Raw genomic sequence first — 19,029 nt, 5'->3', positions numbered from 1 at the left:
ATCAAATGTCTTTAGAACTATTTCATTCTTAACTAGTAAATAAGATTGTGTCGTAATCTATCTACCTTTGTCACATGGAGCCTCGATTGTTCATGACAACTTAAATTATCCTTCTATTCTTCCGCTTATCCCCCACTTGCCGCTTTATCGCCTAATAAAACTTTTCAAACGTTTATGAGAAATAATGACGTTCCGAATTGTATTGTAAATGAAAGGAGTGGGTGAACCTTTGAATGATTCATTTGAGCTCAATGATTCCATTCAACAAGCTGTCGCGACTTATTCCAAAAATATGATTCGCATTGCATTTGCTTATGTCAAAAATGTGCAAGATGCAGAAGATATCGCACAAGATGTATTTTTAACGTACATGCAAAAGCAGCCTGTATTCGAAAATAAAGAACACGAAAAAGCTTGGCTCATTCGAATTGCTATCAATAAAAGCAAAAATTTCTTGAAATCTGGATGGTTTCGAACCAAGAAAACGATACCGGACGATCTCAGCTATCTCCCTAAAGAAGAAGGCGAATTATTGCAAGCTGTCCTGCTATTAGATCGAAAATACCGTATCCCCCTGCACCTTTTTTACTACGAAGGATATTCGATACAAGAAATCGCGGAGATTTTACAGACCAATGCCTCAACGATCGGAACACGGCTTGCCCGAGGGCGGCATTTATTAAAGACGGAAATAGGAGGTATTGTACATGAATGAATCTTACTATAAAGCTGGACTTGAAAGCTTACGAACCAGTAAAGACTTTGAGCAAAGAACACTAGCGTTGCTTCAATCCAAATCTAACGATCGTGTTCAACGTAAGGAGGTTCATCCTATACGAAAAAGAACGAACATTTGGGGCGCCGCTCTAGCGTCAGTCGCGGTTGTTGCCTTCATTTTGTTGACTTCCCTTTTAAATGAGGGTTCAGGTATCCCCTTGCATCATTCATCCGGTGGAGTCACTGCCCACTATGTAAATGATGCCCCTATGGGGCAAGTCAGTACCATCTTAGTGCCGCTTACTGAGGACGAAATTTTCAACAAATCCAACTTGTCTATGTTCAAAGGTACAATTGAAACCATACAAAACATAAAAGTCGAACTCGGAAAAGGGAATGCATATTACCATGCAATTGCCACGATCAAAGTAGAAGAGAGGTATCAAGGTAATGAAAAAGCTGGGGAGCTGATCCAAGTTCTCTTGCCTACTTCTATCGGTACCGGTATATGGGTTGAAGATACTAACGTGGTTTCTGCCATGCGAGTAGGCATGACTGGCATTTTTCTGCCTGTTAAATATGATGGGACAGAGAAAAGAGAAGAAAACGGGGAAACACTCGTATTCAAGGATATTAGCAGTCACGGATTATTAGATGGCGAGAGATTTGCTTTCCTACAAACAGATGCGGGGCTTATTTTCTCTAAAGATACTTATACCTCTCTCGCTCACGCAAAAACACTTGAAGATATAAAAAAGTTTATCGCTGAGAAAACATTATAAAGTAAACAAAATCCACAACCATATGAGCTGCCCCATTGTTAATCACCATCTAACATTGGAAAGCAGTTCACGACGGTTGTGGATGCTCCATCCTTTTCTTAGTCCAACCATCCTTTGCTGCGCGCCATTTCAATCGCTTCAATTCTCGTGTTTGCTCCTAGTTTCCCAGTCGCTTCAGACATATAGTTGCGGACCGTTCCATACGAAAGGAACAACTGCGCTCCGATCTCCTGAAGAGTTAGACCTTGAGCGGCTAATTTCAACACATCTTTTTCACGAGGCGACAATGGACAGGGATTTTCCCATACAGCGAGTGATAACTCGGAATTAATAACCCGCTTCCCTTGATGCACCTTGCGTATTGCATCAGACAGCTCATCGCTGCCCGTATCTTTGAGCAAGTATCCATACACCCCTGCCTGCATGGCTCGTTGAAAATATCCGGGACGAGCAAACGTCGTTAAAATAATAACGCGGCAATCAGAGCCCAATTTCTGAATGGCCTCTGCGACATCCAATCCCGTCTTTAGCGGCATTTCAATATCCATAACCGCCACATCTGGCTGATGCTGTGTGATGAGAGAAAGTGCCTCTTCCCCATTTTCAGCCTGTCCGACAACTTCGATATCATCTTCCAAAGAGAGCAGCGTCGCCAGTGCTCCCCGCAATAACTTCTGATCTTCACTCAAAATAATGCGAATCACTTACCCTGCACCTACCTTCTCGTTGCGAATGACTCGTGGAATATGTAACGTGATTGCTGTTCCTTTCCCTGGAGATGAAGTCATTGACATCTGGCCATCTATTAAAAGGAGCCGCTGTCGCAGTCCTGCCATCCCATTGCTGCTCGTATAAAGTTTCTCCGGATCAGCCCCGACCCCGTCATCTTTTACAATTGCTCGAACTTCCCCGTCGTCAATTTCCAGATGAATCTGACAACTTGAAGCTCGACTATGACGAACTACATTGGTTACTGTCTCTCGGAAGCACATTGCCAATATCGTCTCCTGAAGAGGAGTTAACGGTAACGTTATTTCCGCGACCGCTTCTTTTCCCATATACGTAGAGGTATTGCCTCCGTTTGATACGGATTGATAATAACAGGTTAATGAAATTCCTGCTGCCGAGCAAAGTGATAAGGCATGATAATATTCATCAACGAAGTATGCCACTTTCATCTCGGTAACTAGTTCACGCATTTGCTTTAGTGCCCCACGTGCCGTTTCACGTATTTCACGCGCTTCTTGCAGTGCCCTCTCAGGATTGCGAGTGATTAGCTTCTCAACAACTTCCCCTTTTAAAGCAATTAAAGACAACGTGTGTCCCAATGTATCATGCAATTCACTAGCAATGCGCTGACGCTCTTCCTGCTGTGCCGTTCGACCCGCCGCATCCGCTCTCAGTCTTGAAGACTTCTGCTGATACAGGTTGGACGCTCGAATCATATAAGGCAGCACACAGACGCCAAATAGCGGTGTAAATAATCCAATCCATAGTTGGACGCCACCTTGCTCCCAATAAGGAGCTATACTCACTCCTAACCCGATAACAAACGCAGCGGTGGTAGCAATTAATAGCGGCAGCTTAAGTTTACTAAGCGACGGGGCTATCATAAATCCGAGAAACACATATACAGGATGGAGCATAGCTGCTAGAACAAGCAGTACGCCTACCTGAGCAAACAGGAGATGTGCAGCCCATTTGGTATAGAAGTGCATTTGTCGAAACAGAACGACGTATAAAATAAATAGAACAAAACCAAGCCACCGTAAGTTCGGTGGCTCTTGTAACAGAAAGTAAGTTGGGATAATTATATTGGCTAGTGAAAAATAGGGAGTTGTTCCCTCTGACTTCGGAAACAGGCGCCATCTCTCTTTGTTCATTTATACCGCTTCCCGTCTATTGAAGATATAAACCGATACTACCATAAACACGGCCCCAAATCCTGCCAAAATTATGAAATCTATCACTTCTAGTGCTTGTCCAGCAACCATATTCCATGCTCCATTCGCGTAACGGTGGGACGGAAGCCATTCTCCAATTGCTTGCATCCATGTAGGCAAACCGTTAAGCGGCATCCACAATCCACCGAGGATCGCAAGACCCATTTGCAGCACATTTCCGATTGCTACAGATGTATTCGCATTTTTTAGTGTCCCTAGTAAAGCGCCAAGTGCCAAGAAAGCAATACTGCCGATCCATAACCACAATCCACAAGTAATCCACTGCATCGCTGTAAGTTGAATATTATGAACAACACCAGCAGAAGAGAAGATAATGACGATGACAACTAAGTGGATGACCATTTGCGCAACAAGCTTACTACCAAGCCACACTGCTGGCGTTAGCGGAGTCAGGCGAAGCAAGCGCACCCAACCATCTTGATGTTCAAAAGAAAGACGAATTCCGAATTGGCTAACTGCTGTGCCAATCAAGCTAAATGCGGTCATGGACATAAGAGAGAACACACCCCATGTTGTCGCTTCAATCGATTTATCTGTGCCGTACATGCTTGTGAACAAGAAGTAGAAGGCCAATGGCATTGCAATGGAAAAGAGTAAGAAAAATGGGCTGCGTACGATTCGAATACTTTCTGCTTTCGTTTGGGCGATGAACATCTTCAACATATCTATATTCCTCCTAGAATATTTTCTATTTATTTACTAGCTCGCCAGTTATGTTGCCTAACCTATGTCCAGCCTAAGAAGTTGTAAGGCTGCGGAATGTATCTTCCAAACTTGCCGATTGCACCTCGATATCGGTAACTCCCCATTTCGACTGCATCAATGTAAACAGCAATTCATCCGTTTGCTGTGCATGAAGGCGAACCCGCTCTCCGTTGCACTCCGCCTTTTCTACGCCAGGCAGCGTGAGCCATACTTGCTCTTCCGGTGCATTCGTCGCTCGGAACGAAATCGTACGCAGCGCCGTTTGGGCTTTTAATTGCTCTGGTGCTCCTTCTGCTACTACTCGTCCCTTGGCAATGACCGCGATATGATCCGCTACAGCATCCGCTTCCTCCAAGTAATGGGTCGTTAGTAAAACGGTACGTCCATCGCTCGCTAGCGCTCGAATCGTCTCCCAGAAGCGACCTCTTGCTTCGACATCCATCGCTACTGTAGGCTCATCAAGCAAGATAAGCTCTGGATTGCCTGCCAAGCTCTGTGCGAATGCCAGCCTACGACGTTGCCCACCTGATAAAGACGCTGCTCTTCGCTTCACGTCACCGTGTAGGCCCGAGATATCTAGCAAACGCTCTAGCGACATCGGATTCCGGTAGTAACTGCGGAACAGTTCCAATACTTCTTTTACCGTAAGTCCATCTGCTGCCCTTACGTCTTGAGTCAGCGCTCCAACCCGCTGCCTTAGTTCCTTCGTGCCAGCTGACATACCCAGTACTTGAATCTCGCCAGAGGTTGGTCTCATCAATCCGAGCATCATCGAGATAGCCGTTGTCTTGCCTGCACCATTTGGCCCGAGAAGAGCAGAGATTTTACCTTTTTCAAAGTTTAGATTCATATGGTCAACGGCGCGGAAGTCACCGAACTGCTTTACTAAATTTCTGCACTCAATCGCATTTACTTGTATCATCATTTATCATCCTTCGCTATGTAATGGTTATGGTTAAGGGCACATCTTGCATCCGTCTCGATGCGTGCCTTTGCTTTTGTGTTCGTCGTTGTTCTTCATGTCTTTATTGTAGTAAAAGTATGGCAAGGGCAATTAGTGTAGGTTGTCAGAACGTGCATATGACAATTGTCAGAAAACATATTGGAGAAGATGATTGAAGGGGATGAAAACAGTCGCTACGAAGTGTAATATTCTGAAAAGCTGCTAAAATGCATGCTTTCAAAGCTAATATTAGATGATAAAAGAAAATGCCTGCAAATATGCAGTTTTTTTCGAATTCGAGCATCAGGAAAAGCAAATGAGCCAAAATACCTGCACATTTGCACCAATTTTCATATTTAACTCAAATGAGGCATAAAAAGATGCACATTCGCAGTCATTTTCGTCGTTAACCACGTTCTTTATCGGCTCTTAGCTCTTAGCGCCTAGGCATTCTCCGTGCCCTCTTACTATAGAAAAAAAGTTCAACAAGCCGAAATGTTGAAAATCCGTCTTCATATATAAAAAGCCCGGAGAAGTCTGAGCTCCTCCGGACTGGATACTTATCGTATACGATTCTGTAGGGCTATCTTGCTCCCCTATAAGATTTCCTGCACTGAACAGAAATTCCTTATTGATTACTAATCGTAAACTTCTTAATGTTTTCCTGCAAGTCTTCAGAAAGTTCCTTAAGCTGAGTCAGATAACCTGCTACATCGTCAATCGTAGCCAACTGCTCTTCAGCTGCCGCAGACACGTCTTGCGTAATTGCAGCGTTTTCTTCCGTAATCGCAGAAATATTCGTAAATACATCAGAAAGCTCATAACGTTTCTCAATCATTAATTTAATATGATTGTCTACATCTGTTGACATATTCATTTGAGCATCTACAGATATTTTAATGTCATTGAAGATCGATTCCGTTTCACGAACGGCTGTTTCCTGATCCATAAATAGCTCAATCGATGTGTCAATTGCTTTAACAGCTGACCCTACCTGACTGTTTACATTCGAAATAATGTTGCCGATATTATTCGCAGCGTTAGCAGACTGCTCAGCAAGTTTGCGAATTTCAGCGGCTACCACTGAGAAACCTCGTCCGTGCTCACCTGCTCTTGAAGCCTCAATCGATGCATTTAGTGCTAACAAGTTGGTCTGACGTGAGATCTCGACAATCGTCGTTAGAATACTGCTGATTTCACCCGCACTTGCACTCACTTGATTAATGGCTTGTGCTGTATCTTCAGATGACTTTTGGGTAGTGTTGAATTTACCAACCAACTCTTGAACGATATAAATACCGCGTTGGTTCAACTCCGCTGTACGGCGTGCAATTTCTAGAATTTCTGACGCAGATGCGGTTACTTGATCGATTGCTCCACCAAGTTCCTCAACTTTCTCAGAACCTTCCATAACGTTGTTGGCTTCTTCGCTCGAAGCAGTAGCTAACTGAATGATCGATTCCGTAATTAGGGAAGAAGCCTTTTGCGTCTGATCCATGCTGTCTTGCAGATTCGTCGCTGATTGAGAAACAATCTGTCCTGAAGTAGAAATACCACCAATCATTTGCTGGACATCCTGCTTCATCGTTTTAATAGCACGTACCATCTCGCCAACTTCACCACGTTTTTTCAACATCGATGCCGGGATATCAATCGTCAAATTACCATTTCCGATTTGTTTCAAGTACTCAACAGCCGCATTAATTGGCTTCGTAATCGCATTTGCGACAAATAGCGCCGCAATGATAGCGATAACAGCAATGATACTCATAACCATTAAAATAATATTCTGAATGGCATCAACGGATTCTTGTATTTCACTTTCATCCATAACCGCGATGTACTTCCAGCCATTTTCCGGTGAAACGAATACACTAGCCGTGTACTCTTCCTTATCCATAGTAAGGTCAAAGTTTTTACCTGCTTGCTTGTCGATATCTGCTAATTCCGTAACACCCATATCTTTAAGGTTTTTAAAGTTCATTTTGGGATTTTTAGGGTTAGCAAGAATCGTACCCGTCTGGTCAGCTAGAATCACATAGCCCGTTTTACCGATCTTCATGTTATTAATAGTCTTCGTCAAGAAGTCCAAGCTTACATCGACACCTTGAACACCCACAACATTTCCTTTGCCATCCTTAATCGTCACAGAAGAGCTGACGATAGGAACCCCTGTTGTAAGGGCTGCATAAGCGCCCGAACGTTGAACTTTGTCGGGATTCGCAACAGCCTGGGTGTACCATGATCTCGTTCTCGGATCAAACTTGTCTACAGAAGTACCATCCGGCCATTGTATGTATCCTCCATCCTTTGTACCCATATAAATATAATGTACGTTTGGATGCGTCTTGGAATACTCCAAGAAGAATTTATAGATTTGAGCTTCTATGCCTCCGTTTTTAGCTGGAGTCATTTGAATCGTACCATCTGCTCCTACCATATTTACATAAGAAGTAATAGAACTGTCGATTTGCTTAACGAGCGGGCTCTTTGCAAAATATTGAACAGATTCATTTATCGTCGTAAAGTACAGATCAATTGCACTGCTGACTTGTTTAATTTCCTTTTGAGTAGCTTCATAGAAGTCTTCCTTCATATCGCTGCTAACTCTCTGGTTTATTACGAGGCCTAGCGATGATGTTGATAGCAACACAAGAATCACCATCGTAATCAGTAGCTGAAGCTTTAAATTCCACTGTATTTTCTTTCTCAACTTGGTTCTCCCCCATTTTTATTTTCTATAGAGTATGGTCTCTTACTTACTATCGGCAAAAGAACCGTATTTGTTAGATATTGTCGAAATAAAAAGCGAAAAAATACGAAAAAAAAGGTATTTTGTCGGATTCTATTCATTTTTTCCATGAAAATAACGATAATGGATATAGGGGAGAAAAATGAGTACTATGACCTATTCAAAAAAATGACATCAGGAGGCTAGACACTTGAAGAAAAAAAGCACAACTTTCAAAGCATTTCTAGCTATCATGCTAGTTGCTACCATTCTACCTTGGAACGTTGCAAGTGCCCAAGGCAAGCAAGCTGCGTTTGATCCATTTGAGAAAAGCATCAATGAAGTCTCTTATGCATTGAACAATAATCAAACTACTTCGGAAGAACTAGTAGAGTACTATTTGAAGCGTATCGAAGCTTTCGATGATCAAGGTCCTACTATTAACGCCGTTACAATGATTAACGATAACGCAATTGAACAAGCAAAAGCACTAGATGCTGAGCGCAAGGCGAAAGGACCAAGAAGCGAACTTCACGGTATTCCTTTCGTAGTAAAAGATAACATCGACGTTGTCGGCATGCCGACAACAGCAGGTTCTGTAGCACTTAAGAATGAATATCCGAGCAAAAATTCATTCGTTGTACAGAAGCTAATCGACGCTGGTGCGATCGTAATTGGTAAAACAAACATGTCTGAGCTTGCTGCTTCCTACGGAAGATTGGGCTACAGCTCTTTTGGCGGTCAGACGCTTAACCCTTACAACCTTAACCGTGATGCTTCCGGTTCCAGCAGCGGCAGTGCTGCAGCTGTAGCGGCTAACTTCGCTGTATTCGGTCTTGGAACAGATACTTCCGGTTCTGTGCGTGGCCCTGCTCATACGACAGGTCTAGTTGGTATCCGCCCTACTATGGGATTGGCTAGCCGTACTGGCGTAGTTCCTTCTTCCCTTTCTTTAGACGTTGTTGGTCCAATGGCTCGTAGCGTTGAAGATGCAAGCATTATACTTGCAGAAATGGCTGGAAAAGATAAAGCAGACAAAGCTACAAAGCACGCAAACCGTTACGCTCGCGACTATGCTAGCAAATTGAACGGTAATGCGTTAAAGCACGCTCGCATCGGTGTAGCAACTGAATTCTTCGGTGACAACGCTGAAGTAGATGCAGTTACAAACCAAGCAATTGCAAAAATGCAAAGCATGGGAACAGAAGTTGTACCTGTAACATTCTCTGAGCAAACCAATTACCTTTGGACTCCAATTCTTGGACCAATCGACACTGCTGAATTCAAGAGCCAGTTCGAAACATACTTGAGCACACTTCCAGCTGGCGGCCCTAAAACGCTTGCAGAAGTTATTGCTATTCTTGAATCCCCAGAAGTGTTGAACTCTGCTACACCTGCTAACCCAGCTCGAGTAGCAGGATTGAAAGTAGCTTTGGAGAAAGCTGATACGTTGAACTCCAAAGAGTACAAAAAGATCGTGAAACGTGAAGTACCTAAGACGCGTGAAGAAATCGAAGAAATTATGGATGACTACGATTTGGACGCAATTGTATTCCCTACAATGTCTTGCCCAGCTTCCAACACATTCGATAAAGTAGACCCTACATACGTTTGTAACGCATATGATACATATGCAGCAGGCTATATGGCTTCTGCTACAGGATTCCCTGAAGTAACTGTTCCAGCAGGAACTGTAGAAGCAGGCATGCCAGTAGGGATTTCCTTCTTCGGTACAGCGTTCAGCGAGCAAAAATTGCTTAACCTTGCTTACTCCTTCGAGCAAGCAACACATGCAAGAACAGTTCCTGTTCATGCACCGAACTTGAATCAATAATTGCTGTTAGGCAATTCATATTATTAGTCCACTAACATCGTGACAGCATCTGCATTCGGTCTTCTCTCCTTTTCTAATGTAGACTGCTAGTGTTATGGAATGGATTAGGTTATACGTTTCTTGAACCGCTCCGCGTTATGTGAACGACATCCCCATGGTTAGCTTGCCTAATTATCCGGATGTCGTTCCATGCGGAGCGGTCTTATTTATATGAAAGACTACAGCTTATGAAATAAAAAGGCGCAATTCTCCCAAAATATGAGGAACTACACCTTTATCATTTTAAAAGAGAAATTTTATAGAGGTCTCTAGAAGGGGTTTTAATTATTTTTACGGATAAGTGGAATGGGATTATTTGAAGTTTTCAGGGTATAGCTTCTGATTCAATTTATAGGTTTCTTCATAAAACGTCCTAAGCAGTTCTTCACCACTTACTGAGCTAAGCATTTTCGGTTCTTCGAATTGTGCAATCAGCTTTCCCTTTTGTTCCGTTAAACGGCAGACCGATTAAAGCTGCTGTTTGTTGTGTCTGGATTGGTGAATAAAATGGTAGCTGCAAATGCTTCTGATGAAGACAAAAAGGTAGCACAAATGACAGTTGCGACGAATGCTGATTTCAATTTCTTTTTCAACAAAATCAACTTCTTCCCATTTATACACTTTTTTCAAGCAAGTAGATGATAGCCCAGCAAGTTAATACTAGCAATAACTGCTGACTATCCACTACTCAAAACCACCCTATTCACAATCATATTCACCTATTTTTAATTACCGAAAAGTCTGTCTTCTCATCCACATTGTTGTAACCCACTTCTCACCTTTAACTACGGGTGTGCCTGCATGCAACGTAGACTCGTTCAGTTGTTGATTGCTATAAAAGTATTCAAAATATACAGCCGTACCTTTGTTAGGGAAAACAGACAGATTAAGCATAGGGAACGTCGTTTCGCCGCCTTCCTCTACATCATTCAAATACATGACAAGCGTACTGATTCGATTGTTACCACTCGCTCGACTCGTCTCTGCAAAATAATCATAATGAGGTTTATACTCTTGACCAGGTGCATACTGCAAAACCTGCAAACCATCGCCGTGCTCAATAGGAATGTTCATAATCTGAGAGATGCGCTTTTCAATCCTCGCAACCGTCTCACTCTCTTCACAGAACACTCCACTGCTCGTTCTAATTTGATTGACTGAGCGATCTTCACCTATTTTGGAACGCTGCAATCTCTCCCTTGATTGTTCAATAAGCTCATCGCACTCTTCATCGCTAAGCACATTCCCTAATACAACAACCAGTGGTTCCTCATACTTCGCAACAATTCGAATTTCGCGATCATCTGTTTTAATTGTATTACCAACATGATCAAATATCGTCTGCTCTTTCTCTGTCGTGTTCCCTATCATGCTTATGCATCTCCCATATCATGGAATCCATATCAATGATAACATACCATAAAATGGTTAAGTTGCGTGATTAACGTAATAAAAATTATAGGATTAAACGTGTTGAAATACCTAGTACTGATATCTATACGTGAACGTAGCTGCTATACTCAAACACTTGCAAAATTCTTTATAAAACATAGAAGGAAAGGAGAAACTTATTAAGGAAACTAGTAAGGAAGCCAAACTATAGGAGGACATTATGGGAAGAATCGTTCATTTTGAAATTCATGTAGACGACATGGAGCGTGCTAAAAAGTTTTACGGTGAAGTATTCGGATGGACATTTGAGGATTGGAGCGAGTATGCGGGGACACCGTATTTTGGCGCTGTGACAGGCGAAGCAAATGAGATGGGCATCAATGGTGCTTTGATGCAGCGGAAAGGTCCGCCTCCAGAACCTTGTCAGGCTATGAATGGTTATGCATGTACAATTGGAATAGAGGACTATGATTCTACTGAAGCAAAGATTGTTAATCTTGGGGGAACAGTTGCACTACCAAAGTACGCACTTCCAGGAATGGCATGGCAAGGCTACTATACTGACACAGAAGGAAATGTATTTGGTCTTCATCAGCCAGATAAAAACGCTAAATAGTAACTCAGTTAAAATTGTTCCCGACCTGACTATACAAGGTCGGGTTCTTTATGCAAGGCATCTCAGCCTTATTACCCTTCACTAGACGAAAATCAAGTAAGGATTCTATCCCTTTTCTACCCTACATAAAAAAGAACATAATACATTTTGTATATATGGTAATAGAGGAACTATTACGTTAGAATCATTTACAGATTATTTAACTCCCACAAAATAGGAGATTATATGAACTAGTGTTTAGTTATTTTACAGTCCTGGACGATACGAAGCAAGTTACCCTATAACAGCTACTAGCAAAAGGGAGAGAAGCGCCAAATGGGAGATCTACCGTTACCACATAAAAACATCAAAAAACTCAGGAAAAGAAGAAGAGCTGTTACATCTATTATACTGCTAATTGCCTCACTGTTTTTATTCAGCGGTAATTCTCCTATTCCCATCAATGAACACCAGTCAGCTATCTCTAAACAAATAGGAAAGAAATATAAAATATTTCCTCAGTTATCAGGCACCGAACTCGTTCAAAGACGCATTGAGCAAGTAGCTAATCGAATAGAGGTTCCTGGAGTTATTGCCATAGCAAAGAAAAATGGCGAGTTGGCGTCCTATGCAGCAGGGGAAGCAAACATCGAGGATAAAAAACCAATTAAGACAACCCACGCCTTTCGAATAGCTAGTGTGACCAAAACTTTTGTAGCTACAGTTGTATTGCAATTAGTAGAGGAACAGAAACTAAACTTAGGAGATACGGTAGAACAATGGCTCCCAGGAGTTGTTCAGGGTAACGGTTATGACGGTAATAAAATTACTATTCGGCAATTATTAAATCATACGAGCGGAATTCCCGACTATCTCAACGAGAAAATTTATAAAAAAATTGCTGAGGATCGCTTCCATATCTTTACGATGAAAGAGCTTATCAAAGAAGCGTTATCTTCTAAGCCACTGTTTGAACCAGGGACGTCATGGTCATATTCTAATGCGAATACATTACTAGCAGCGCTCATTATTGAGAAATCAACAGGTCTTTCCTATCGTTATCATATAGAAAAGCGAATCATTAACCCACTGGAGCTTACATGCACGTATCTACCGAACTATGAACTTATTATTGATTGCGCACATCCCAGAGGATACATACATTTCGAGGAACAATTCTATGACTATACAGAACATAGCCCTACTTGGTTGAATGCAGCTGGGGAAATGATCTCGACAGCAGAGGATTTGGTTATCTTTTATGAAGCTCTATTAGGAGGAAAGCTACTAAAGCCTGAGCAACTACAAGAAATGCTAACAACTGTTAACACACCTTGGGATACGAACTACGGGTTAGGAATCGAAGAGTTCAAGCTCTATGAAGGTTCATCCGTATGGGGACATGGTGGAAGTACTCATGGATTTACTACTGCTGTAAGAGCAACTCGTAATGGTGATCACGTTATAGCAATCAACGCGAATGTTTCTTTTGATTCAGGATATGTAACTTTCGATGGCATTATAGAGTCTGAGATGAAACGTTAGTAGTGTAACGAAACAAGCTTTACGCTACAGTGATTCTTTTTTAGCACTAAAACGCCGATCTCATGCGGTCGGCGTTTAAACAAACCAATTTTCATATCTCATTACCTTTGCTAAAGATTTATCTTAAACCAACGACACAAGAAGGTAGATATAGCATATAACTACCGAAATGCTAGCAATCCCATTGGCTCAACACCAATTGCTTTGAGTTTATAAAATAAATTAAATTATCAGTCCATTCGCCAAACTCATAAATAAACCCCTGTCTTACACACTCAAACTTCATTCCCACTCCTTCTGCTAATTTTATAGATGGGGTGTTATCAAGATTAATGTGCGCCTCTATGCGATGATAATACAATTGTTCAAAGGCAATATTTAATGCTGCTCTTACCGCCTCTTGCCCGTATCCATTTCTCCAAAATTGATTGTGAATGTTATAGCCAGCTCTAGCCCATTGAAAATCATCTCTTATCAACGTGGAGAAGTCGACCTCTCCCACATGAGCATGATCTTCTTTTCGAAATATGTTAAAAACATAAGCTTTGTCTTCTATAGCTAATTTTTGATGCTTATCCACAAATTCGCTAAACCATTCTTCCGTGCAAATACTCGTGTCGATTTGACCTTCATCATACTTGTGCTGTGATGGCAACCTCCCCTCATATCCAGCAAGCCAAGAGGAATAGTCCTCTTTTTGGAGCGATCTTACAATCAACCTCTCTGTTTCTTTACTATGGTTACATGTATTCAAAGTTGTATCCTCCATCAATTAATTAGTTTTTATTATTTTGGATAGGATAACTGTAGTACACATCTAGGAGGAATTTTTACATGGATATTAAAGCTAAAATCGAGGAAATCGTTACTAAAATAAAAAATGATAAAGACTTCTCTTCTACATTTATGAATGATCCTGCTTCAGCCATTGAATCTGTTATAGGTATCGACCTTCCAAATGACCAAATTAACGCACTAATCGAAGGTGTGAAAGGAAAAATAACGTTAGATAAAGCAGGAGATACGTTATCATCGATTAAAAAACTGTTTTAAATTTGAACCGAGCTGCCGCTTCCCAGATCTGGATTCTGGACCCTTTGAATGACTCTTGATTGGAAAGAAGACGTACAACTTCAAGACCACCATCATCTCGAAGCTTATACGTCTTCTTTTTAGTAAGATGTTGCTATTTAACCGTCACCGTCAATTCATTACTAGTTGTCGTACCAAATGAATTCGTTACTTCAGATTCCGTCTAAAGCGCAGCTACCATTAGCCTTCTACATATTGCGCATTGAATTGATCTGCTATTTCTAACATCTTTTGAAAAATAATCTCATGCGATACCGCTACATACAGATCTCCCTCATAATAGCGGAATGGAATTGTCGCCTCTCCTACATGCCAAAGAAAAAAATCTCCTTGGATCGTCATGGTCGTTTCAGCCGATTTAAAGGAATACTCCTTTGTATATTCAAAATCTGGTTGCGTTTCGAAATAGCTTTTACATTCATCAACAGACATCATTTGGTCAGGTTGATTACCATCGGCATTTCTCGTAATTCGATATCTAGTATTCATATTCATCTAGTACCCCCACTACCTTTATACGTTACCCCTATTGTAAACGATATAGATAAGACAATGCCACTTTCTAAGGAAGCAGCCACCGTTTTGATGTCATCCTATAGAGAAAAGTCGGTAACACCCTTCTTATATGCATATTTCAACGTATAGGTTTCTTCTTTTCCATAAGGCATTGTAGCAATTTTGATACGAGTATAATCAAGCCTGCTCTCTTTCAAAACTCTTTTTACCAAGGCAATACTCCGTTCTTCTTCCGTAACCACACAAAATATATTCAGAGCATACTTTTTCGGGTCAGAAATGCATTTCCCCATATCTGAGCCATCAACATAGCCTAAGCCAGCATCTGCTAGAGCTATTTCCAAGTATTCCATTACTTTAGCTCTTAACCAGTGATCACGTTGACTGCCTTTGGCACTTTTCAGTGGATATTGTACCACTAACCAGATTTTTTCACTCATTCAGATTCACCAGCCAATCCACAGTTCATTATGTAATCCTGATACCGGCGCTAGCAGTATTTAATACTCTCGTATGAATACATGATTATAATCAACACAATTAGAAACATTTTACAAGAGGATGCTTGTTCTCGCGGACGAACCCTGTCCGAATAACGCCACACAGGCTCCTACGGGGTGGCTATGGTTTTAATTTCACCTGAGAAACCACCCCATCAACTAATGGTTACGATAATCAAGCATATCCCGATGAAGAGACATAATGGCGAATACAATAATGTGTCCCATTTGGCAAATAAGGTTCCTTTCTGTTTCTTAAAAAAGCCAACCCAGCGGAAATCCCCGACAGCTCGTAAAATGAATACACCTGATAAAATCCATCCCCCATAAAGAAATAACCAATCAGGGAATATCAGCCCCTCCATGACTTCTCCAAGCTCTAACACAAACAAACCTGCTAAAGCTAATCCCCCCGCCACAACACTTGTAGCCATTTTCGTCGGTCGAAACTTTAATTCTGAACCATCGCTTGGTATCGCTGCTAGAAATCCTCCTTTACCGCCTGCCACCCAATACAGATGAATTCCACTCAGTAAAAACAGAATTACGCCTACAATCCCCGCAAAAACACTCGCCATCGTACTCACCCCTTACAGTCCCAATAAATGTACCCTCAGCATTCTAAGATGACGATCTAGTTCTTCATCTGTAACTGGATCCTTCTTGAATCGTTCATACCAGCCCAAATAATAGTGATATAAAATATGAGATTTTTGCTCAGCAACTTCGGGATCCATTCCAACTTTTCTAAAGAGTTCCGCAGCATAGCTCATTCTCGTTTGCTCGATCGTCTCAAGCACTGTAAAAAAGGCTGGAACCTCCTCACTCAGCTTCCTTAAATAAAACAAGAAATCGCCTTTTCGTGTCACAGAGAACATTTCGATCAGCATCTTCGTAATTTGATCCTCTACCTTCTCAGGCCCAGAGGAACTTAGGATAACCTGTTCTGTCGATAATTCGACCCACCGATCTATCAACCGCGCGATATACTCATCCCGATTTTTGAAGTACCAATAGAAGCTGCTCTTGCTGCAACCTAATTCTGATGACATTTTTTCAATGACTAAGCCATTTACTCCGCTTTGTGCAAATTGCCTCATCCCGATTTCAATCCATTGAATTTCCGTGACAATAACTTTTGGAATCCTACTCACCTCCTCTTCTGTACGATAGCGTCTAGAAAGAGAATACTCTAACCAATGGAAAAATTCAACATCTGAACAATGGCGTTCATAAAATCTTCTCTAATTATCAAAATTTATAGCTCTTCATACCCAAGTGCTTGCAAGCATAACAAAAACCCGACCTCATGCGGTCGGGTTTTTCATGGTGGAGGCGAACTACGGTTTTGCAAAACTACCATTCGCCTAATCGTGATGTTGGGTTGTTTGGTGGTTCTCCATAGGATAAATTCAATAATAAGAACCGCGCATTAAACATTCCACACTAAGTCATCATTTATGATCAAACAACGATTAAACCATAAACCGGTACCCCGATCCCCAAACCGTCCCTATATATTGTGGTTTGGATGGGTTCTCCTCGATCTTTTCCCTAATTCTAGAAATGTGTACAGTTACAGTAGAAGCGTCGCTTATCGCGTCCATTCCCCATATGCGCTCAAACAGCTCCTCTTTGCCGAATACCCGATTGACATGCTGCAGCAAAAACAGAAGGAGGTCGAATTCCTTTTGAGCTAGCGTAACTTCATTCCCGTTGACAAACACCCGTCTGGAATCCTTTTGAACTTCAAGGCCTCTGATCTGGATCTTATCTCCTTCGTTCTGTCCGAATCGCTGCTTCATCCGTCCGAATTTATTCAGATGCGCGCTGACCCGGGCGACCAACTCTCCAGAGCTGAACGGTTTTGTAATATAATCGTCCGCACCGAGGCCGAGACCGTTAATTTTATAAATTTCCTCCGCTCTAGCAGATACAAGAAGAACAGGAATGTCCTCCTGCTCCCGTATCGTTTTCAACACTTCGAAGCCGTCTATATCCGGAAGCATAATGTCCAATATAACAAGGTCTATCTGCTCCTGCCGAAGCACTTTCAAAGCTTCCGAACCGCTGTTCACCATTTTCACCGCATAATGGCTCATCTCAAGATAATCCCTCTGTAAGTAGGCAATGCTTTGGTCGTCCTCGACAATTAGTATTTTTTTCATTTTACTCCCCTATCTTTAATAATTCTGTCCAACGGAAGCCACATCCTTAAATCTAATCGTCGAACAGCATCCCTACATTTTTTTTAGCGATATCATGATACGGGTCCCTTCATCTACAATGCTTCTAGCCCAAATATCCCCTTCATGACCTTCCACAATTTGCTTAGCAATGGCGAGTCCAAGTCCGCTGCCCTCCGTATTACTTCGCGAAGAATCCGCCCGATAGAATCGGTCAAAAATATGAGGAAGCTTCGACTCGGGAATGCCTATTCCGTTGTCTTTTATCTCGATAATGGCCCATTTCTTAGTTTCCCTTAGTATAATGACAACCATTCCATTCGGCTTATCGACGTACGCAGCGGCATTATCTAGAATGTTCTGAACAACCCTCCTGAACCTTTCACGATCGATTAATACAAGAACAGACTCATTTAATTCATTAACAAGCTCAAGCGATAAACTAGCTTTGTCATATTCGTATTTATGATCCGCAACGCAGTCTTCGAAATAGGATTCCAAATCCACTTTTTCAAAATGATAAGGAAGGTGGTTCAAGTCGAGCTTGGAATACAGCAGTAGATCATCGATCATCGCATTGACCAGAATCGCCTTTGTGCGGGCCGTTTCTAGATACTCATCCATTTTCTCAGGTGTTTTGGCAACCCCGTCGATAATTCCTCCGATATAACCAATAATGGAAGTGACCGGTGTCTTCAAATCATGCGAAATGCTCGACACGAGAAAGGTACGGTTATCGTCATATTTTTGCTGCAAATAAATGGATTCCTTCAACTTAATCCGCATGATCTCCAACGTTCTGCACAACTCCCGCACCTCTCCTTCGCCCTCCTCGGCAATTTCGCCGTTTAAATCACCTTCGCTGATTTTAACAGCAGCGTTTTTCAATCGGGCAACCGGGAGAATGATCGCTTGTGAAAAAGTATACGATACCCAGAAGTTCATAAGTAAAAACAGTACAATAAACACGCCGATCGTAAAATAGCCAATGAGCATATACAAGTCCGTTTTCAGCTTCACCTGTGCAAGTAATAATAATACTCCTGTATCGCCAGATTCTAGTTTGTAATCAGCCCGGGCAAATACATAGCTTTTGCCATCAAGCTCCATTGTATCTTGGTCGGGCATGTTGCTGGATAGCACGAGACTTTTTTCTATATCGATATCATTGAATTTCCTAGTGGAATAAACGACCTCTCTATTTTTGAAAATTACCGCATTCGCATCCAATGCCCTGACATGAGCAGACAGTTCCTCCTTATATTTTTTGTCCAACAGCTGCTCGAACTTCATCGTCTGCGCATTCATTTTAATCTCATTGATCCCGGTTCTGACCTCGAAGGCATGCTTCAGTTCGTCGATATCTGCACCGTGACCGAAAATTTTCGCATAGACGGCAACAAAAATAATAACAGCCAAAGCCGTCAAGCCAACAGAAAGCAGTACAGCGAGTGCGTTCATTGTAAAAAAACGTTTGGTTAAATGCAT

At 41.8% G+C, this 19,029-nt stretch carries 20 protein-coding genes; 6 read left to right on the top strand and 14 right to left on the bottom strand.

What is annotated here, in order from left to right; all coding sequences use genetic code 11:
- The first annotated feature begins 229 nt into the window (after window positions 1-229).
- Together H580_RS0108705 and H580_RS0108700 are read left to right on the top strand one after the other, a co-directional pair.
- On the top strand, window positions 230-715 hold the full coding sequence (locus H580_RS0108705) for a sigma-70 family RNA polymerase sigma factor (protein WP_028594432.1): 486 nt from the start codon (window positions 230-232) through the stop codon (window positions 713-715).
- Window positions 708-1,499 (top strand): hypothetical protein, encoded by a 792-nt coding sequence (locus tag H580_RS0108700; protein ID WP_028594431.1) that lies wholly within the window; start codon window positions 708-710, stop codon window positions 1,497-1,499. The genes H580_RS0108705 and H580_RS0108700 overlap by 8 nt, the downstream gene beginning before the upstream one ends.
- Window positions 1,500-1,597: 98 nt before the next feature.
- On the opposite strand, the gene H580_RS0108695 is transcribed toward H580_RS0108700, so the two are convergent.
- The 5 genes from H580_RS0108695 to H580_RS0108675 form a co-directional block, all read right to left on the bottom strand.
- Window positions 1,598-2,203, bottom strand: coding sequence for a response regulator transcription factor (locus H580_RS0108695; RefSeq protein ID WP_028594430.1), 606 nt, complete (start codon window positions 2,201-2,203; stop codon window positions 1,598-1,600).
- Window positions 2,204-3,382, bottom strand: coding sequence for a sensor histidine kinase (locus H580_RS0108690; RefSeq protein ID WP_028594429.1), 1,179 nt, complete (start codon window positions 3,380-3,382; stop codon window positions 2,204-2,206).
- Window positions 3,383-4,126: an ABC transporter permease gene (locus H580_RS0108685; RefSeq protein ID WP_036604928.1), complete on the bottom strand. Its 744-nt coding sequence runs from the start codon at window positions 4,124-4,126 to the stop codon at window positions 3,383-3,385.
- A gap of 73 nt (window positions 4,127-4,199) precedes the next feature.
- A complete protein-coding gene (locus tag H580_RS0108680; protein WP_028594427.1) occupies window positions 4,200-5,093 on the bottom strand; it encodes an ABC transporter ATP-binding protein in 894 nt (297 codons plus the stop codon).
- 646 nt (window positions 5,094-5,739) lie between these two features.
- Window positions 5,740-7,824 (bottom strand): methyl-accepting chemotaxis protein, encoded by a 2,085-nt coding sequence (locus H580_RS0108675; protein WP_028594426.1) that lies wholly within the window; start codon window positions 7,822-7,824, stop codon window positions 5,740-5,742.
- A 229-nt stretch (window positions 7,825-8,053) separates the two neighbouring features.
- On the opposite strand from H580_RS0108675, the gene H580_RS23780 reads away from it, so the two are divergent.
- Entirely contained in the window at window positions 8,054-9,676 is a 1,623-nt protein-coding gene (locus H580_RS23780) for an amidase family protein (protein ID WP_051217351.1), read from the top strand.
- A 491-nt stretch (window positions 9,677-10,167) separates the two neighbouring features.
- On the opposite strand, the gene H580_RS26170 is transcribed toward H580_RS23780, so the two are convergent.
- Both H580_RS26170 and H580_RS0108660 read right to left on the bottom strand, forming a co-directional pair.
- Window positions 10,168-10,311: a hypothetical protein gene (locus H580_RS26170; protein ID WP_169449360.1), complete on the bottom strand. Its 144-nt coding sequence runs from the start codon at window positions 10,309-10,311 to the stop codon at window positions 10,168-10,170.
- 133 nt (window positions 10,312-10,444) lie between these two features.
- Window positions 10,445-11,086: a 2OG-Fe(II) oxygenase gene (locus tag H580_RS0108660; RefSeq protein WP_028594425.1), complete on the bottom strand. Its 642-nt coding sequence runs from the start codon at window positions 11,084-11,086 to the stop codon at window positions 10,445-10,447.
- Window positions 11,087-11,327: 241 nt separating this feature from the next.
- On the opposite strand from H580_RS0108660, the gene H580_RS0108655 reads away from it, so the two are divergent.
- Together H580_RS0108655 and H580_RS0108650 are read left to right on the top strand one after the other, a co-directional pair.
- Window positions 11,328-11,723: a VOC family protein gene (locus tag H580_RS0108655; protein ID WP_028594424.1), complete on the top strand. Its 396-nt coding sequence runs from the start codon at window positions 11,328-11,330 to the stop codon at window positions 11,721-11,723.
- 315 nt (window positions 11,724-12,038) lie between these two features.
- On the top strand, window positions 12,039-13,247 hold the full coding sequence (locus tag H580_RS0108650) for a serine hydrolase domain-containing protein (RefSeq protein ID WP_051217350.1): 1,209 nt from the start codon (window positions 12,039-12,041) through the stop codon (window positions 13,245-13,247).
- 172 nt (window positions 13,248-13,419) lie between these two features.
- On the opposite strand, the gene H580_RS0108645 is transcribed toward H580_RS0108650, so the two are convergent.
- Window positions 13,420-14,016 (bottom strand): GNAT family N-acetyltransferase, encoded by a 597-nt coding sequence (locus tag H580_RS0108645; protein WP_051217349.1) that lies wholly within the window; start codon window positions 14,014-14,016, stop codon window positions 13,420-13,422.
- Window positions 14,017-14,081: 65 nt separating this feature from the next.
- On the opposite strand from H580_RS0108645, the gene H580_RS0108640 reads away from it, so the two are divergent.
- A complete protein-coding gene (locus tag H580_RS0108640) occupies window positions 14,082-14,300 on the top strand; it encodes a hypothetical protein (RefSeq protein WP_028594421.1) in 219 nt (72 codons plus the stop codon).
- Between the two features lie 219 nt (window positions 14,301-14,519).
- On the opposite strand, the gene H580_RS0108635 is transcribed toward H580_RS0108640, so the two are convergent.
- From H580_RS0108635 to H580_RS0108610, 6 genes are all read right to left on the bottom strand, one after another.
- A complete protein-coding gene (locus H580_RS0108635; RefSeq protein WP_342663183.1) occupies window positions 14,520-14,834 on the bottom strand; it encodes a hypothetical protein in 315 nt (104 codons plus the stop codon).
- Between the two features lie 98 nt (window positions 14,835-14,932).
- Window positions 14,933-15,295 carry a hypothetical protein gene (locus H580_RS0108630; RefSeq protein ID WP_028594419.1) on the bottom strand — a complete coding sequence of 121 codons (363 nt, stop codon included), beginning with the start codon at window positions 15,293-15,295 and terminating at the stop codon, window positions 14,933-14,935.
- Between the two features lie 215 nt (window positions 15,296-15,510).
- Window positions 15,511-15,933, bottom strand: coding sequence for a DUF3995 domain-containing protein (locus H580_RS0108625; protein WP_028594418.1), 423 nt, complete (start codon window positions 15,931-15,933; stop codon window positions 15,511-15,513).
- A gap of 12 nt (window positions 15,934-15,945) precedes the next feature.
- Window positions 15,946-16,509: a TetR/AcrR family transcriptional regulator gene (locus H580_RS0108620; RefSeq protein ID WP_051217348.1), complete on the bottom strand. Its 564-nt coding sequence runs from the start codon at window positions 16,507-16,509 to the stop codon at window positions 15,946-15,948.
- 321 nt (window positions 16,510-16,830) lie between these two features.
- Window positions 16,831-17,523, bottom strand: a complete 693-nt coding sequence (locus H580_RS0108615) for a response regulator transcription factor (protein ID WP_028594416.1) — start codon at window positions 17,521-17,523, stop codon at window positions 16,831-16,833.
- Window positions 17,524-17,595: 72 nt separating this feature from the next.
- A complete protein-coding gene (locus tag H580_RS0108610) occupies window positions 17,596-19,029 on the bottom strand; it encodes a sensor histidine kinase (protein ID WP_028594415.1) in 1,434 nt (477 codons plus the stop codon).

It is taken from the genome of Paenibacillus assamensis DSM 18201, assembly GCF_000422445.1.
Taxonomy (GTDB): Bacteria; Bacillota; Bacilli; order Paenibacillales; family Paenibacillaceae; genus Paenibacillus_B; species Paenibacillus_B assamensis.
Note: the sequence above shows the minus strand (reverse complement) of the source record. Positions and strands in the feature narration are given on the sequence as shown.

Bases quoted from the DNA above. Each gene is read 5' to 3' on its own strand.
- H580_RS0108700 (WP_028594431.1), top strand. From the start codon at position 708: ATGAATGAATCTTACTATAAAGCTGGACTTGAAAGCTTACGAACCAGT.
- H580_RS0108690 (WP_028594429.1), bottom strand. From the start codon at position 3,382: ATGAACAAAGAGAGATGGCGCCTGTTTCCGAAGTCAGAGGGAACAACT.
- H580_RS0108685 (WP_036604928.1), bottom strand. From the start codon at position 4,126: ATGTTGAAGATGTTCATCGCCCAAACGAAAGCAGAAAGTATTCGAATC.
- H580_RS0108680 (WP_028594427.1), bottom strand. From the start codon at position 5,093: ATGATGATACAAGTAAATGCGATTGAGTGCAGAAATTTAGTAAAGCAG.
- H580_RS0108660 (WP_028594425.1), bottom strand. From the start codon at position 11,086: ATGATAGGGAACACGACAGAGAAAGAGCAGACGATATTTGATCATGTT.
- H580_RS0108655 (WP_028594424.1), top strand. From the start codon at position 11,328: ATGGGAAGAATCGTTCATTTTGAAATTCATGTAGACGACATGGAGCGT.
- H580_RS0108650 (WP_051217350.1), top strand. From the start codon at position 12,039: ATGGGAGATCTACCGTTACCACATAAAAACATCAAAAAACTCAGGAAA.
- H580_RS0108645 (WP_051217349.1), bottom strand. From the start codon at position 14,016: ATGGAGGATACAACTTTGAATACATGTAACCATAGTAAAGAAACAGAG.
- H580_RS0108640 (WP_028594421.1), top strand. From the start codon at position 14,082: ATGGATATTAAAGCTAAAATCGAGGAAATCGTTACTAAAATAAAAAAT.
- H580_RS0108635 (WP_342663183.1), bottom strand. From the start codon at position 14,834: ATGAATATGAATACTAGATATCGAATTACGAGAAATGCCGATGGTAAT.
- H580_RS0108630 (WP_028594419.1), bottom strand. From the start codon at position 15,295: ATGAGTGAAAAAATCTGGTTAGTGGTACAATATCCACTGAAAAGTGCC.
- H580_RS0108625 (WP_028594418.1), bottom strand. From the start codon at position 15,933: ATGGCGAGTGTTTTTGCGGGGATTGTAGGCGTAATTCTGTTTTTACTG.
- H580_RS0108615 (WP_028594416.1), bottom strand. From the start codon at position 17,523: ATGAAAAAAATACTAATTGTCGAGGACGACCAAAGCATTGCCTACTTA.
- H580_RS0108610 (WP_028594415.1), bottom strand. From the start codon at position 19,029: ATGCATTTAACCAAACGTTTTTTTACAATGAACGCACTCGCTGTACTG.